The sequence below is a fragment of the Methylosinus trichosporium OB3b genome, from assembly GCF_002752655.1.
Lineage (GTDB): Bacteria > Pseudomonadota > Alphaproteobacteria > Rhizobiales > Beijerinckiaceae > Methylosinus > Methylosinus trichosporium.
Window position 1 is genome coordinate 4,033,510 of sequence record NZ_CP023737.1, and the last position, 13,897, is coordinate 4,047,406.

Below are 13,897 nucleotides of genomic sequence, written 5' to 3' on the forward strand. Positions count from 1 at the left end.
TGCAAATGCGGAGAAACGTCTAGATGAAGAAGCTCGCACTGATGACGGCCGCCCTCTTGATCGGCGGCCCCGCCTTCGCGGTCGAAGGCGACGCTGCGGCCCCCGAGGCCGCCCCGGCCATGGCCGATCATGGCGCGGCGGAAAAGCCGGCCAAGAAGAAGCCGACGACCCACGCCGCCTTGGGCGAGGAAAAGGGCAAGACGAAGGATAAGACTGAGAAGAAGGTGAGCGAGCAGAAGCCCGCTCTCTCCAAAAACGCCTATGTCAAGCTGCTCGCCGCTGAGCTCAAGCGTCATACGCCGACGAGCGCCGATGCGCAGACCGGCTCGATCCATGTGGCCTTCACGGTCGGCGCCTCTGGCCGCGTCGTCTCCCATAAGGTGCAGTCCTCGTCCAATCCGGCGTTGGAGCCGGTGGTCGGCCGCATTCTCGCGGCGGTCCACACGCCGACGCCGCCCGGCGGCGCCTTCACCGCGGTTCAGGAATTCAACTTTCATTGATCGCGCAGCGCGGCTCGCGGCGTTTGCCCGGGCCGCGCCGGATCGAATCCGGACGCATGATGAAACGTCACACCTTCGCCCTTCTGTGCGGGCTCACGTTGATCTGCGGCGACGTCGCCGCGATGGAAGACAAGGCCGGCGATCCCAAGCCGACCGCGGCGCCGGTGTCCTCCGGCCTGTCGCAGAGCAAGTTTCTCGGCCTGCTCTATAGCGAGATCGCCAAGCGCACGCCGATGAACAACACGCCGGGCCCCGGCTCGGCGACCGCCAATTTCCACATCGACGCGGCAGGCCGCGTCGACAAGGTGACGATCGCGCGCTCGAGCAGCGCCAAGCATGCGGAGCTGGTGCGCAAGATCCTCACCGGCCTGCAAGGCCCGCCGCCGCCGGCCGGATCGTTCGAGGGCTCGCAGACGTTCAATTTTCATTGAGTCTTCAAGGATATTGCACAAATGAAACTAATTGCGCTGACATTTGTTGGGTTTTTGTCGAGTGGTCTGCCAAATGCTTCCCTCGCCGCGGCAGTGCAGGAAGCCGGGCGTGCGGGCGATCGAGCGACTCGACAGCCACAGACCTGGCAAACGACGGACGAAGGACGCCAATGGATACGAGCCGTCTCCACGCGGCTCCAGAATCACACACCGGCAGCTTTATTGTTCAATCGCGGCGCAGTTACAGTGCTCTTCCGTGTCGATCGCGAGGGCAAGATTTTCGACGTGCGGGTGACGCCGGAATCGCCCAAGGAGGCGGCGGCGTTGCTTCTTTGGATTTTCGATGTGGTGCATCTGCCGCCTCCGCCCCCGGCGGCGATGCGTCAAGGCTGCTGCGCCCTCAGCCAAACGTTTAATTTAGGCAGACCACTGACGCCATAATCCGTACCACTCAGGTACTTTTCGTCGTGGGCTCGCGCGGCGGGCCTGTACGACTGCTCGCCGACGTTCAAATTGCACCGAGTGCGAGCTTTCACTTCATCCGACCCATCTATGCTAGGCCCCTTCTCCCGCAGGCAAGAGCAGGGGCGCGTCGTGAGGTCTATTGCGCCGGCTCGACCAGCTCGCTATGCGGCGCCGGCTCGTAGTTCAGCACCGGCCGCAGCCAGCGTTCGATCTCGGCGGTCTCGACGCCCTTGCGGGCGGCGTAATCCTCCACCTGATCGCGCTCGACTTTGGCGACGCCGAAATAATGCGCCTGCGGATGCGCGAAATAGAGACCGCTGACCGATGACGCCGGCGTCATCGCATAGCTCTCCGTCAGCGCGACGCCGGTGCGCTTCTCCGCCTCGAGCAGGCGGAAGATCGTCGCCTTCTCGGTGTGGTCGGGCTGCGCCGGATAGCCCGGCGCCGGACGAATGCCGCGATAAGTCTCGCCGATCAATTGCTCCGGCGTGAAGGTCTCATCGGCCGCATAGCCCCAGAACTCGCGGCGCACGCGCGCATGCATGCGCTCGGCGAAAGCTTCCGCCAGACGATCGGCGAGCGCCTTCACCATGATCGCCCCATAATCGTCGTTGGCGCGGGCGAAGCGCTCGGAAATCTTCGCCTCCTGCGCGCCGGCGGTGACGACGAAGGCGCCGATATAATCCGCGCCCGCGCCCTCGGGCGCGACGAAATCGGCGAGCGCCACATTGGGCTTGCCGTCCCGGCGCAGGAGCTGCTGACGTAGCGTATGCAGCGTCGCCAGCCGCTCGACGCGGCCTTCGCCGGTAAAGAGCGCAATGTCGTCGCCGACGGCGTTGGCGGGCCAGAAGCCGATCACAGCCTTCGGATTGAACCAGCGCTCCTCGACGATGCGCGCCAGCATCGTCTGCGCATCTTCGAACAATTGCTGCGCCGCCGCGCCGCGCTCGGAGTCCTCGAGCAGGGCGGGATAACGGCCCTTGAACTCCCATGTCTGGAAGAAGGGCGTCCAATCGATATAGGGGACGAGCTCTGCGACATCATAGGAGGCGAAGACGCGCGCGCCGAGAAAGCTCGGCTTCGGCGGCTCATAGGCGCTCCAATCGATCGCAAACGCATTGGCGCGCGCAGCGGCGAGAGACACCCGCTGCTTCTCGGCCTGGGCGCGCGCATGCGCTTCCGCGACCTTCTCATATTCCTCACGCGTCTTGGCGACATAATCGGCGCGCGAGGATTGCGACATCAGCGCCTGCGCGACGCCGACCGCGCGCGAGGCGTCGGTCACATAGACCGCCTGGCCCTTGCTGTAATTGGGGCTGATCTTCACCGCCGTATGCACGCGGCTCGTCGTCGCGCCGCCGATGAGCAGCGGCGCCGAAAAACCTTCGCGCTCCAGCTCCGAGGCGACGAAGCACATTTCGTCGAGCGACGGCGTGATGAGGCCGGAGAGGCCGATGATGTCGACCTTCTCGGCCTTCGCCGTCTCCAGAATCTTCGCGGTCGGGACCATCACGCCGAGATCGATGATCTCGAAGTTGTTGCAGCCGAGCACGACGCCGACGATGTTCTTGCCGATGTCGTGAACGTCGCCCTTCACCGTCGCCAGCAGGATTTTTCCGGCGGAGGAGCGCGTCTCCTTGTTCTCCTCCATGTAAGGCAGGAGACGCGCCACCGCCTGCTTCATCACGCGCGCGGATTTCACCACTTGCGGCAGGAACATCTTGCCCTGGCCGAAGAGATCGCCGACGACATTCATGCCGGCCATCAGCGGGCCTTCGATCACATCGAGCGGCCGCGCGCTCGCGAGGCGCGCCTCCTCGACATCCTGATCGACATAATCGGCGACGCCATTGACGAGCGCATATTCCAAGCGCTTCTCGACGCTGGCCTCGCGCCAAGCGGCGTCCTTCTCCGCAGACTTGGCGCCGGCGCCCTTGAAGCGCTCGGCCATATCGACGAGGCGCTCGGTCGCATCCGGGCGCCGATTGCGCACGACGTCCTCGCAGGCTTCGCGCAGCTCGGGATCGATCTTTTCATAGACGGCGAGCTGGCCGGCGTTGACGATGCCCATATCCATGCCCGCCGCAATGGCGTGATAGAGGAACACCGAATGCATCGCCTCGCGCACCGGCTCGTTGCCGCGGAAGGAGAAAGAGAGATTGGAGACGCCGCCCGACACATGCGCATGGGGCAGGGTGGTCTTGATCGCGCGCGCCGCGTCGATGAAGTCGACGCCGTAATTGCAATGCTCCTCGATGCCGGTCGCGACGGCGAAGATGTTGGGATCGAAGATGATGTCCTGCGGCGGAAAGCCCACTTCCTCGACGAGAATCTTATAGGCGCGGCCGGAGATCTCCACCTTGCGGGCGAAAGTGTCGGCCTGTCCCGCCTCGTCGAAGGCCATGACGACGACGGCGGCGCCATAGCGCTTCACCTTGGTCGCCGCCTCGATGAACTTCTCCTCGCCTTCCTTCAGCGAGATGGAATTGACGACGCCCTTGCCCTGCAGGCATTGCAGGCCCGCTTCGATCACCTCGAACTTCGATGAATCGACCATCACCGGTACGCGCGCGATGTCTGGCTCGGCGGCGAGAAGATTGAGGAACTCGACCATGGCCTTCTTCGAATCGAGCAGGCCCTCGTCCATATTGATGTCGATCACCTGCGCGCCATTGGCCACCTGATCGCGCGCGACATCGAGCGCGGCGGCGTAATCGCCATTGGTGATCAGCTTGCGGAACTTGGCCGAGCCGGTGACATTGGTGCGCTCGCCGACATTGACGAAGGGAATGTCCTTGGTGAGCGTGAAAGGCTCGAGGCCGGAAAGGCGCAGCAGCGGCTCGATCTCGGGAATGGCGCGCGGCGCGACGCCCTTCACGGCGCCGGCGATGGCGGCGATATGCGGCGGCGTGGTGCCGCAGCAGCCGCCGACCACATTGACGAGGCCGGACTTCGCAAATTCGCCGACGAGCTCGGCCATATATTCGGGACTCTCGTCATAGAGGCCGAATTCATTGGGCAGGCCGGCGTTGGGGAAGGCGCAGATGCGCGTGTCGGCGATGCGCGACACCTCGGCGATATGCTGGCGCATCTCGCGCGCGCCGAGCGCGCAATTGAAGCCGATCGAGAACGGCTTCGCGTGCTGAATAGAGTTCCAGAAGGCGGCGGCCGTCTGGCCGGAGAGCGTGCGGCCGGAGAGATCGGTGATGGTGCCCGAGATCATCACCGGAAAGCGCGTGCCGACCTTTTCGAACGCGTCCTCGACGGCATAGATCGCGGCCTTGGCGTTCAGCGTGTCGAAGATCGTCTCGATCAGCAGAATATCGGCGCCGCCCTCGATTAGGCCGAGCGCCTCCTCGTGATAAGCGGCGCGCAGATCCTCGAATGTGACGGCGCGAAAGCCGGGATTGGACACGTCGGGCGAGATCGAGGCGGTGCGATTGGTCGGGCCCATGGAGCCGGCGACGAAGCGCGGAACGCCGGTCTCGCGCGCCACCGCGTCGGCGGCCTTGCGCGCGAGACGCGCGCCTTCGAGATTGAGCTCGTAGACGATATGCTCGAGACCATAGTCTGCCTGCGCGATCGCGGTGCAGGAGAAGGTGTTGGTCTCGATGATGTCGGCGCCGGCCTCGAGATAGGCGCGATGGATCGCCTCGATCGCGTCCGGCTGCGTCAGCGTCAGCAGATCATTATTGCCGCGCAGATCCTTCGGATGGTCCTTGAATCGCTCGCCGCGGAAATCGGCCTCCGTGAATTTGTGGCGCTGGATCATCGTGCCCATGGCGCCGTCGAGGACGAGAATGCGCTCGCTCGCGGCCTGCTCCAGCGCGGCGAGAATCTTCGGTCCGTGGTTCTTGTCGAAGCTCATGCTGCGGCTTTCTCGGTAACGGGACGCACGCCCAGAAGATGACAGATCGCGAAGACGAGGTCGGCGCGATTATTGGTGTAGAAGTGAAATTCGCGCACGCCATTCTCGGCGAGGCCGAGCACCTGCTCGGCGGCGACGGCGGCGGCGATGAGACGGCGGGTGACGGGATCGTCGTCCAATCCCTCGAAGCGATCGGCGAGCCAGCCGGGCACGCTCGCGCCGGCCTTGCGCGCGAAATTGGCGGTCTGCTTGAAGTTCTGCACCGGCATGATGCCGGGCACGATCGGAATTTTTATGCCGCGTTTGCGCGCCTTGTCGAGAAAGCGGAAATAGACGTCGTTCTCGAAGAAGAATTGCGTGATGGCGCGCGTCGCGCCGGCGTCGATCTTCGAGGCGAGCGCATCGATGTCGTCGTCGATGCTGCGGCTCTCGGGATGGCCTTCGGGATAGGTGGAGACGGAGATCTCGAAATCGCCGATCTCGCGAATGCCGCGCACCAGCTCTGTCGAGCTCTGATAGCCGATGGGATGCGGCTCGAATTTCGTGCCGACGCCCGTCGGCGGATCGCCGCGCAGCGCCACGATGTGGCGCACGCCGGCGTTCCAATAGCCGCGCACGATCTCGTCGATCTCGGCGCGCGAGGCGGAGACGCAGGTCAGATGCGCGGCGGGAAGAATGTCGGTCTCGGCGACGAGCCGCGCGACGATATTATGCGTGCGCTCGCGCGTGGAGCCGCCGGCGCCATAAGTGACCGAGACGAATTTCGGCTTCAGCGGCGCGAGGCGTGCGATGGAATCCCACAATTGGATCTCCATCTCCGGCGTCTTCGGCGGGAAGAACTCATAGGAGATGTCGAAATGACCCGGAGGCCAGGAGGTGCGCGCATCGGCCATCAGGCAGTCTCATAGCTCGTTCGAGGAAGGGGGTCGGCGATAATGCGCGGATCGCGCGCCAGCCATAGCGAGACAGTGAGCTTGCCGCCGTCCTCGGCGCAGGGAGCGAGGTCTTTTTGCGACAGCACCTCGAGCCCCGCCTGCGTGAGCAGCGCGCTGATCTCCTGCGTGGCGAAGCCGAGACGGCGATGGGCGTGCGCATCGCGCAGCGCCTCCTCGCGATGCGGCGCGAAATCGACGACGAGCAGGCGTCCGCCGGGCGCGAGCGCGCGCGCCGCCTCGCGCAGCGCGCGGCCGGGATCATCGAGATAATGCAGCACCTGATGCACGATGACGAGATCGCAGCTGTTGCGCTCGATCGGCAGCGCATAGATGTCGCCCTGGCGCAGCTGCACATTGCGCGCGCCGGCCTCCTCGAGCCGGCCGCGCGCGACGGCGAGCATGGCGGAGGAGAGATCGACGCCGATCGCCTGCTCCGCCTGCGGCGCGAACAGCTCCAGCATGCGGCCGGCGCCGGCGCCGAGATCGAGCAGGCGGCGCAGCGGGGCCTCGCCCACCGCCTCGCGCATCGCGGCCTCGACTTGCGCCTCGGGCACATGCAGCGAGCGGATTTCGTCCCACTCGCTCGCATGGTCGGCGAAATAGCGGGCCGCGGCGTCGGCGCGCGCCTGCCGCACCTCGGCGAGCCGGGCGCGGTCGCCGGCGAGCACCGGATCGAGCGGATCGAGCCAGGAGACGACATTGCGGGCGATCTCGCCCTGCACATCGGCCGTGGCGAGGCGGAAGAAGGCCCAGGCGCCCTCGCGGCGACGCTCGACGAGCCCGGCCTCGACGAGAAGCTTCAGATGCCGGGAGACGCGCGGCTGCGACTGGCCGAGAATGGCGACAGCCTCGCTGACGGTGAGCTCGGTCTCGGCCAGAAGCCCGAGCAGCCGCAGCCGCGTCTCCTCGCCGGCCGCATTCAACGCGGCGAGGGCGGGCTCCAGAGGGAGAAGACGAGGCGAAGGGGTCATGGCGTGTCCGAGGCAGATATAAAGATATCTATATACGTCGCTGCGCATGGAATCAAGAGAGGGCGGAATCCTTCTCCCGCAGGGCGGGAGAAGGTGGCCCGGCGGAGCCGGGTCGGATGAGGGCGCGCACGGTTTTACCGAGTTGTCGACGCGGCGGGACCCTCATCCGACCTCGCTTCGCGAGGCCATCTTCTCCCACGAGTGGGAGAATGGATGCGCCCCTTCTTGCATTTTTCGGGAAAGGCGGCTTGTTGTCGCGCAGCCACCATCGCGACCGAGGCGATCCCATGTCCGACCCGATTCCCACCCGCAATTCGCTCTCGTTCGCGCTCTGGAGCGCCGTCACCCTCATCGGCGTCTTCGCGCTCTTCACGCTCGCGACCTCGCGTGGCGAATCGGTCAACGCCATGTGGCTCGTCACAGCGGCCATCTGCGTCTATCTCATCGCCTTCCGCTTCTATTCGCTGTTCATCGCGAACCGCGCGCTCGGGCTCGATCCCACTCGCCTCACTCCTGCGCATCGGCGCAATGACGGGCTCGATTATGTGCCGACCGACAAATATGTGCTGTTCGGCCATCATTTCGCGGCCATCGCCGGGGCCGGGCCGCTGATCGGCCCGGTGCTCGCCGCGCAAATGGGCTATCTGCCCGGCACTTTGTGGCTGCTCACCGGCGTCGTCTTCGCCGGCGCGGTGCAGGATTTCGTCGTGCTGTTCATCTCGACGCGCCGAGACGGACGCTCGCTCGGCGATCTCATCAAGACCGAGATGGGTCCGCTGCCGGGCCTCGTCGCCATGGTCGGCATTCTCACCATCATGGTGATCCTGCTCGCCGTGCTCGCGCTCATCGTCGTCAAGGCGCTGGCCGACAGCCCTTGGGGAACCTTCACCGTCTTCGCCACTCTGCCCACCGCCGTGCTGATGGGCATCTACGGCCGCTACATCCGCCCGGGGCGCGTGTTCGAAATGTCGGCGATCGGCTTCGTGCTGCTCATCGCCGGCATCGCCTATGGCCGCACTGTCGCCGAGACTCCGGCGCTCGCCGCGCTGTTCTCCTTCAAGGGCGAGGCGCTCGCCTTCATGCTGATCGCTTACGGCTTCATCGCCTCGGTGATGCCCGTGTGGCTGCTGCTCGCGCCGCGCGATTATCTCTCCACCTTTCTGAAGATCGGGACCATCGCCTCGCTCGCCATCGGCATTTTCATCGTCATGCCGGAGCTGAGAATGCCGGCGGTCAGCCGCTTCATCGACGGCACGGGGCCGGTGTTCGCCGGCAGCGTCTTCCTCTTCATCACCATCGCCTGCGGCGCCGTCTCCGGCTTTCATGCGCTCGTCTCTTCCGGCACGACGCCGAAGATGATCGGCGACGAGACGCAGATTCGCTTCATCGGCTATGGCGCGATGCTGATGGAATCCTTCGTCGCCATCATGGCGCTGGTGTCGGCGAGCGTGCTCGAGCCCGGCGTCTATTTCGCGCTCAACAGCGCGCCGGCGGTGATCGGCTCGACCGCCGATTCGGCGGCGCAGGCGATCTCCTCCTGGGGCTTTTCCATCACGCCCGAGGCGCTGACGCAGGCGGCTTCCGATGTCGGCGAGAAGAGCGTGCTCTCGCGCACCGGCGGCGCGCCGACGCTCGCGGTCGGCATGGCGAAGATATTGTCGAGCGCCCTCGGCGGTCAGGGCATGATGGCCTTCTGGTATCATTTCGCCATTTTGTTCGAGGCGCTGTTCATCCTCACCACCGTCGACGCCGGCACGCGCGTCGCGCGCTTCATGATCCAGGATCTCGTCGGAACCTTCGCGCCGCGCTTCCGCCACACGCGCGCGTGGATTCCCAATCTCGCCTCCACCGCGCTCGCGGTCGGCGGCTGGGGCTGGTTCCTGCACGCCGGCGTCGTCGATCCTCTGGGCGGCATCAACACGCTCTGGCCCTTGTTCGGCATCGCCAATCAAATGCTGGCGGCGATCGCGCTGACGCTCTGCACCGTCGTGCTGTTCCGCATGAAGCGGCAGGCCTACGCCTTCGTCGCCGCGGCGCCGGCGGCCTGGCTCTATGTCTGCACGCTGACCGCGGGTTTTGAAAAAATCTTCCATCCCGACGCCAAGATCGGCTTCCTCGCGCATGCGGCGCGCTTCTCCGCCGCCGCGGCCGAGGGCAAATTGCTGGCGCCGGCCAAGACGGCCGCGGAGATGAGCCGCATCGTGTTCAACGATTATGTGAACATCACGCTTTGCGCGATCTTCATCGCGCTGGTTCTGTCCATGCTCGGCTTCGGCCTCGTTTCGATTCGCGACGCCTTGCGCGCCAAGACCGTCACCACCAGGGAGACGACCGATGAAGTGCCGGATCTGCGCATCGCCCGGGCTTGATCTCGCGCGCCTCGCCGCAAAGCTGCGCCAGAGCGCGCAGCTGATGATCGGCCAGGGCGATTACGAGGCCTATGCGGCGCATCGGCGCGCCAATCATCCGGACGAGCCGGCGATGACGCGCGACGATTATTTCCGCGAGCGGCAGGCGAGCCGCTTCGGCGAGGGCGGCCGCAGCGCGTTTCGCTGCTGCTAGTCTCGACTCTTTGTCCAAAGAGCGAGCCAGAAGGCTCGCGGTCCAGATGCTGTGTGGACCGCGAGCCTTCAGGTTCGCTCTATTCCGTGCAAGCAACGCGCGTCGCGCTATGCGCTGAAGCACAAACGAAGGCGACGCCGAAAGCTCATATTCGCAATCACAGAGAGCGAGCGCGACCGCGCAAAGCCAGCTCTGCGGGGCGACGCCGCTCTTCGATACGAGGGACACGGCGGAACTAAGCCGCCGGCTTGCGTTGACGCGGCAGCGCGGCGCGTGCGGCGAGCAGAGACGCCGCTTCGGTGCGATTGAGCGCATAGCTCATGTAGAGAAAGCCGAGCCGTGACGGCCGCGTCTCTCTCACGCGCTCGACGAGACGCTCGGCGTCGAATGGCGCGCTCGCCGCCACCTCGCGCAGCACGTCCTGCGCCGTGCGAAAATAAAGATCGCGCTCCGCGGACGAAAGCTCGTCGAAGCGCCGCGACGCGGCGCCGAATCGTTCGAACAGGAGCCGGGCCAGCCTGTCGCCGAGGTCGATCATGTCGCTCATCCTTCGAGTCCTCGACCGCGCTTTCTACTGATCGTTTTGGGAGAAAGTGGGCAGAATCGAGCCTAGACGAGGGCAAAGTCGGCGCAAATCTCGCAATTCCACTTATGCGGAGCTGTGGAGCGCCGGAGCCGGCGCTCTTTCGTCTCGACTACGGCCGTGGCCCGCATTCAGGAACTAAAACCGCAACGCCGCGTTTGGTTCCTTTGTCGAATAGCGGAGGCGAGCATGGCCGATGCGGCTCCGGATGCGGTCCCTCATGGACGCTCCACCCAGCATGTTCCGAACATCGAGGAGGTCCACATTCTGTGGATCACCGCGGGACTTTCTTGCGACGGCGACACCGTCTCGATCACGGCGGCGAGCGAGCCGAGCATAGAGGACATTCTGCTGGGCGCCGTGCCCGGCCTGCCGAAAGTACATTTGCACAACGCCGTTCTCGCTTATGAGGTCGGGGACGACTTCATGAAATTCTTTCACAGCGCCGCGCGCGGCGAGATCGAGAATTTTCTGCTGGTCGTCGAAGGGTCCATTCCCAACGAGCATCTGAGCGGCGAAGGCTATTGGGCGGCCTTCGGCACGGATCCGGAGACGGGCGAGCCGATCAAGACCACGCAATGGATCGATCGCCTCGCCGGCAAGGCGCTCGGCGTGATCGCGGCGGGAACCTGCGCGACCTATGGCGGCGTGCATGGAATGAAAGGCAATCCCACCGGCTGCATGGGTCTTGCCGATTATCTCGGTTGGCATTTCGAATCGAAGGCCGGGCTGCCGATCATCAATGTCCCCGGCTGTCCGGTGCAGCCGGATAATTTCATGGAGACGCTGCTCTATGTGCTGCGTCAGCTCGCCGGCCTCGCGCCGATGATTCCGCTGGACGAGGAATTGCGGCCGAAATGGCTATTCGGCATGACCGTGCACCAAGGCTGCGATCGCGCCGCTTATTACGAGCAGGCCGACTTCACGCATGAATATGGCTCGCGCAAATGCCTCGTGAAGATCGGCTGCTGGGGCCCGGTCGTGCAATGCAATGTGCCCAAGCGCGGCTGGATCGCCGGCGTCGGCGGCTGCCCCAATGTCGGCGGCATCTGCATCGGCTGCACCATGCCGGGCTTTCCCGACAAGCTCATGCCGTTCATGGACGAGCCGCCCGGCGCGCGCATCTCCTCCACGCTGGTCACGCCATACGGATTCCTCATCCGCAATCTGCGTCGCCTCACCAATTCGACGCTCAGCAAAGAGCCGAAATGGCGGCACAACGAGGACGAGCGCACCACAGGCTATCATCCGGATAAGCCGGAAGAAGCGTATCCGCTTTAGGAGAACGATATGGACGAGAAAGCGCGACGTATCGACGACGAGCGGAAGTCCTCTCCCAATCTCGTCGAGATGAATTGGGATCCGATCACCCGCATCGTCGGCAGTCTCGGCATCTTCACCAAGATCGACTTCGACAACCGCACCGTCGCCGAATGCCACAGCACCTCGTCGATCTTTCGCGGCTACAGTGTGTTCCTGAAAGGCAAGGATCCGCGCGACTCGCATTTCATCACCAGCCGCATCTGTGGCATCTGCGGCGATAATCACGCGACCTGTTCCGTCTATGCGCAGAACATGGCCTATGGAATCAAGCCGCCGCCGCTCGCCGATTGGATCATCAATCTCGGCGAGGCGGCCGAATATATGTTCGATCACAATATATTTCAGGACAATCTCGTCGGCGTCGATTTCTGCGAGCAGATGGTCAAGGAGACCAATCCGAGCGTCTGGGCCAAGGCGCAATCGACGCCGGCGCCGCATGCCGCCGATCACGGCTACCGCACCATCGCCGACATCATGACGGCGCTCAACCCCTTCACCGGCGAGTTCTATCGCGAGACGCTGCATGTCTCCCGCTACACGCGCGAAATGTTCAGCCTGATGGAAGGGCGCCATGTGCATCCGTCGACGCTCTATCCCGGCGGCGTCGGCACGACGCCTTCGGTGCAGCTGTTCACCGATTATCTCGTGCGCCTCGTCAAATATGCCGAGTTCATGAAAAAATGCGTGCCGCTGCACGATGATCTGTTCGACTTTTTCTACGACGCGCTGCCGGGATATGAGGAGGTCGGCCGTCGCCGCATTCTGCTCGGCTGCTGGGGCGCGTTCCAGGATCCGGAGAAGTGCGACTATCGCTATGAGACGATGACCGATTGGGGCCGGGCCATGTTCGTGACGCCCGGCGTCATCGTCGATGGAAAGCTGGTGACGACCGATCTCGTCGACATCAATCTCAACATCCGCATCCTGCTCGGCGCGAGCTATTACGACGATTGGCAGAACCGCGAGACCTTCGTCTCGACCGATCCGCTCGGCAATCCGGTGGATCAGCGCCATCCCTGGAATCAGACGACGATACCACGGCCGCAGAAGCGCGATTTCGACGGCGGCAACTATTCCTGGGTGATGTGTCCGCGCTGGTACGACAAGCGCACGGGCGATTATCTGGCGCTCGACACCGGCGGCGGCGCGCTGGCGCGCCTGTGGGCCACCGCGCTCGCCGGGCTCGTCGATGTCGGCTATGTCAAAGCGACGGGCGACAGCGTCAAAATCTATCTGCCCAAGACCGCGTTGAAGCCCGAATGCGAGTTCGAGTGGAAGATTCCCAAATGGAGCAACGCCATCGAGCGGGATCGCGCGCGCACCTATTTCCAAGCCTATTGCGCCGCTATCGCCTATCACTTCATCGACAAGGCTCTGGCGGAGGTGCAGGCCGGGCGCACGCGCACCTGGACCGAGTTCACCGTGCCGGACGAAGCGATCGGCTGCGGCTTTCACGAGGCGGTGCGCGGCGTGCTCTCGCATCATCTCGTCATTCGCGAGGGGCGCATCGCCAATTATCACCCTTATCCGCCGACGCCCTGGAACGCGACGCCGCGCGACGATTTCGGCACGCCGGGGCCTTATGAGGATGCGGTGCAGAACACGCCCTTGTTCGAGGAGAACGGCCGCGACAAGTTCAAGGGCATCGACATCATGCGCACGGTGCGCAGCTTCGATCCGTGCCTGCCCTGCGGCGTGCATATGTATCTCGGCGGCGGCCGCACGCTCGAGCGCGTTCATTCGCCGATGTTCGGCGCGCCGCGGGAGGGATCATGAGCGATGCGCTCGCCGATTGTCTCGGCCGCATGGAACGGCTGATCGAAACGCTGGACGAGACGAGAGACGCGCAAGCTCGCGCGCTCGCGCGCGCGCTGCTCGACGCCTGCCTCGATCTGCATGGGCTGGCGCTGGCGCGCATGTTGACGCTCGCTTCCGGCGCCGAGGACGGACGTCTGCTCGCCGCCTTCGCGGCGGATCATTATGTCGCGTCGGCGCTGTTGCTGCACGGGCTGCATCCGGACGAGCCGGAGACGCGGCTGCGGCGCGCCATCTCGGGCCTGCGTGAGAAATGGGGCGCGACAATCGAGCTCATCGACGTTTCGCGCGCCATCGCCCGCGTCTCTGTGCGCCTGCCCGAGGACCAAGAGGATCGCGCCGATGCGCGGCGCGAGATCGAGCGGTCGCTGACCGAGGCGGCTCCCGATCTCGACCGCATCGTCATAGAGGAGCGCGCCACGGCGCGCAGTCTCGCGGAGTGAT

The 13,897-nt window shown here is 64.7% G+C and carries 12 protein-coding genes; 8 read left to right on the top strand and 4 right to left on the bottom strand.

The genetic code is table 11. The features are described 5' to 3' along the window. Positions 1 to 23: 23 nt before the first annotated feature. Genes CQW49_RS19100 through CQW49_RS24780 form a run of 3 tightly spaced genes read left to right on the top strand, consistent with a single transcriptional unit; the run spans position 24 to position 1,372 of the window. Positions 24 to 500 carry a hypothetical protein gene (locus CQW49_RS19100; RefSeq protein WP_003612950.1) on the top strand — a complete coding sequence of 159 codons (477 nt, stop codon included), beginning with the start codon at positions 24 to 26 and terminating at the stop codon, positions 498 to 500. A gap of 56 nt (positions 501 to 556) precedes the next feature. Beyond that, a complete protein-coding gene (locus tag CQW49_RS19105) occupies positions 557 to 931 on the top strand; it encodes an energy transducer TonB family protein (protein WP_193787559.1) in 375 nt (124 codons plus the stop codon). Positions 932 to 952: 21 nt separating this feature from the next. Continuing rightward, positions 953 to 1,372: a hypothetical protein gene (locus CQW49_RS24780; RefSeq protein ID WP_003612946.1), complete on the top strand. Its 420-nt coding sequence runs from the start codon at positions 953 to 955 to the stop codon at positions 1,370 to 1,372. Positions 1,373 to 1,532: 160 nt separating this feature from the next. On the opposite strand, the gene metH is transcribed toward CQW49_RS24780, so the two are convergent. The 3 genes from metH to CQW49_RS19125 are packed head-to-tail and all read right to left on the bottom strand — an operon-like array spanning position 1,533 to position 7,170. Then, the gene (gene metH, locus CQW49_RS19115; RefSeq protein ID WP_003612944.1) at positions 1,533 to 5,264 is read right to left on the bottom strand and encodes a methionine synthase; all 3,732 of its coding nucleotides are present in this window, start codon (positions 5,262 to 5,264) and stop codon (positions 1,533 to 1,535) included. Next, the gene (gene metF, locus CQW49_RS19120) at positions 5,261 to 6,157 is read right to left on the bottom strand and encodes a methylenetetrahydrofolate reductase [NAD(P)H] (protein WP_003612943.1); all 897 of its coding nucleotides are present in this window, start codon (positions 6,155 to 6,157) and stop codon (positions 5,261 to 5,263) included. The genes metH and metF overlap by 4 nt, the downstream gene beginning before the upstream one ends. Then, positions 6,157 to 7,170 carry an ArsR/SmtB family transcription factor gene (locus CQW49_RS19125; protein ID WP_003612942.1) on the bottom strand — a complete coding sequence of 338 codons (1,014 nt, stop codon included), beginning with the start codon at positions 7,168 to 7,170 and terminating at the stop codon, positions 6,157 to 6,159. The genes metF and CQW49_RS19125 overlap by 1 nt, the downstream gene beginning before the upstream one ends. 287 nt (positions 7,171 to 7,457) lie before the next feature. Here CQW49_RS19125 and CQW49_RS19130 point away from each other — a divergent pair, with 287 nt between their 5' ends. Together CQW49_RS19130 and CQW49_RS19135 are read left to right on the top strand one after the other, a co-directional pair. Then, positions 7,458 to 9,539 carry a carbon starvation CstA family protein gene (locus CQW49_RS19130; RefSeq protein ID WP_003612941.1) on the top strand — a complete coding sequence of 694 codons (2,082 nt, stop codon included), beginning with the start codon at positions 7,458 to 7,460 and terminating at the stop codon, positions 9,537 to 9,539. Further along, complete coding sequence (locus CQW49_RS19135) at positions 9,505 to 9,732, top strand: YbdD/YjiX family protein (protein WP_003612940.1); 228 nt, start codon at positions 9,505 to 9,507, stop codon at positions 9,730 to 9,732. Before CQW49_RS19130 ends, CQW49_RS19135 begins: the two co-directional genes overlap by 35 nt. 235 nt (positions 9,733 to 9,967) lie before the next feature. Here CQW49_RS19135 and CQW49_RS19140 read toward each other — a convergent pair whose 3' ends face one another. Further along, the gene (locus tag CQW49_RS19140) at positions 9,968 to 10,270 is read right to left on the bottom strand and encodes a hypothetical protein (protein ID WP_003612937.1); all 303 of its coding nucleotides are present in this window, start codon (positions 10,268 to 10,270) and stop codon (positions 9,968 to 9,970) included. A gap of 234 nt (positions 10,271 to 10,504) precedes the next feature. On the opposite strand from CQW49_RS19140, the gene CQW49_RS19145 reads away from it, so the two are divergent. The 3 genes from CQW49_RS19145 to CQW49_RS19155 are packed head-to-tail and all read left to right on the top strand — an operon-like array spanning position 10,505 to position 13,896. Further along, positions 10,505 to 11,596, top strand: coding sequence for an NADH-quinone oxidoreductase subunit B family protein (locus CQW49_RS19145; RefSeq protein WP_003612933.1), 1,092 nt, complete (start codon positions 10,505 to 10,507; stop codon positions 11,594 to 11,596). Between the two features lie 9 nt (positions 11,597 to 11,605). Beyond that, on the top strand, positions 11,606 to 13,414 hold the full coding sequence (locus CQW49_RS19150; protein ID WP_003612931.1) for a nickel-dependent hydrogenase large subunit: 1,809 nt from the start codon (positions 11,606 to 11,608) through the stop codon (positions 13,412 to 13,414). Then, the gene (locus CQW49_RS19155; RefSeq protein ID WP_003612929.1) at positions 13,411 to 13,896 is read left to right on the top strand and encodes a hypothetical protein; all 486 of its coding nucleotides are present in this window, start codon (positions 13,411 to 13,413) and stop codon (positions 13,894 to 13,896) included. Before CQW49_RS19150 ends, CQW49_RS19155 begins: the two co-directional genes overlap by 4 nt. The last annotated feature ends 1 nt before the right edge of the window (position 13,897 follow it).

What these genes read in the sequence shown, in the direction of transcription:
- CQW49_RS19135 (WP_003612940.1), top strand. Translation starts at nt 9,505, where the DNA reads ATGAAGTGCCGGATCTGCGCATCGCCCGGGCTTGATCTCGCGCGCCTC.
- metF (WP_003612943.1), bottom strand. Translation starts at nt 6,157, where the DNA reads ATGGCCGATGCGCGCACCTCCTGGCCTCCGGGTCATTTCGACATCTCC.
- metH (WP_003612944.1), bottom strand. Translation starts at nt 5,264, where the DNA reads ATGAGCTTCGACAAGAACCACGGACCGAAGATTCTCGCCGCGCTGGAG.
- CQW49_RS19130 (WP_003612941.1), top strand. Translation starts at nt 7,458, where the DNA reads ATGTCCGACCCGATTCCCACCCGCAATTCGCTCTCGTTCGCGCTCTGG.
- CQW49_RS19105 (WP_193787559.1), top strand. Translation starts at nt 557, where the DNA reads ATGATGAAACGTCACACCTTCGCCCTTCTGTGCGGGCTCACGTTGATC.
- CQW49_RS19155 (WP_003612929.1), top strand. Translation starts at nt 13,411, where the DNA reads ATGAGCGATGCGCTCGCCGATTGTCTCGGCCGCATGGAACGGCTGATC.
- CQW49_RS19125 (WP_003612942.1), bottom strand. Translation starts at nt 7,170, where the DNA reads ATGACCCCTTCGCCTCGTCTTCTCCCTCTGGAGCCCGCCCTCGCCGCG.
- CQW49_RS24780 (WP_003612946.1), top strand. Translation starts at nt 953, where the DNA reads ATGAAACTAATTGCGCTGACATTTGTTGGGTTTTTGTCGAGTGGTCTG.
- CQW49_RS19140 (WP_003612937.1), bottom strand. Translation starts at nt 10,270, where the DNA reads ATGATCGACCTCGGCGACAGGCTGGCCCGGCTCCTGTTCGAACGATTC.
- CQW49_RS19150 (WP_003612931.1), top strand. Translation starts at nt 11,606, where the DNA reads ATGGACGAGAAAGCGCGACGTATCGACGACGAGCGGAAGTCCTCTCCC.
- CQW49_RS19100 (WP_003612950.1), top strand. Translation starts at nt 24, where the DNA reads ATGAAGAAGCTCGCACTGATGACGGCCGCCCTCTTGATCGGCGGCCCC.
- CQW49_RS19145 (WP_003612933.1), top strand. Translation starts at nt 10,505, where the DNA reads ATGGCCGATGCGGCTCCGGATGCGGTCCCTCATGGACGCTCCACCCAG.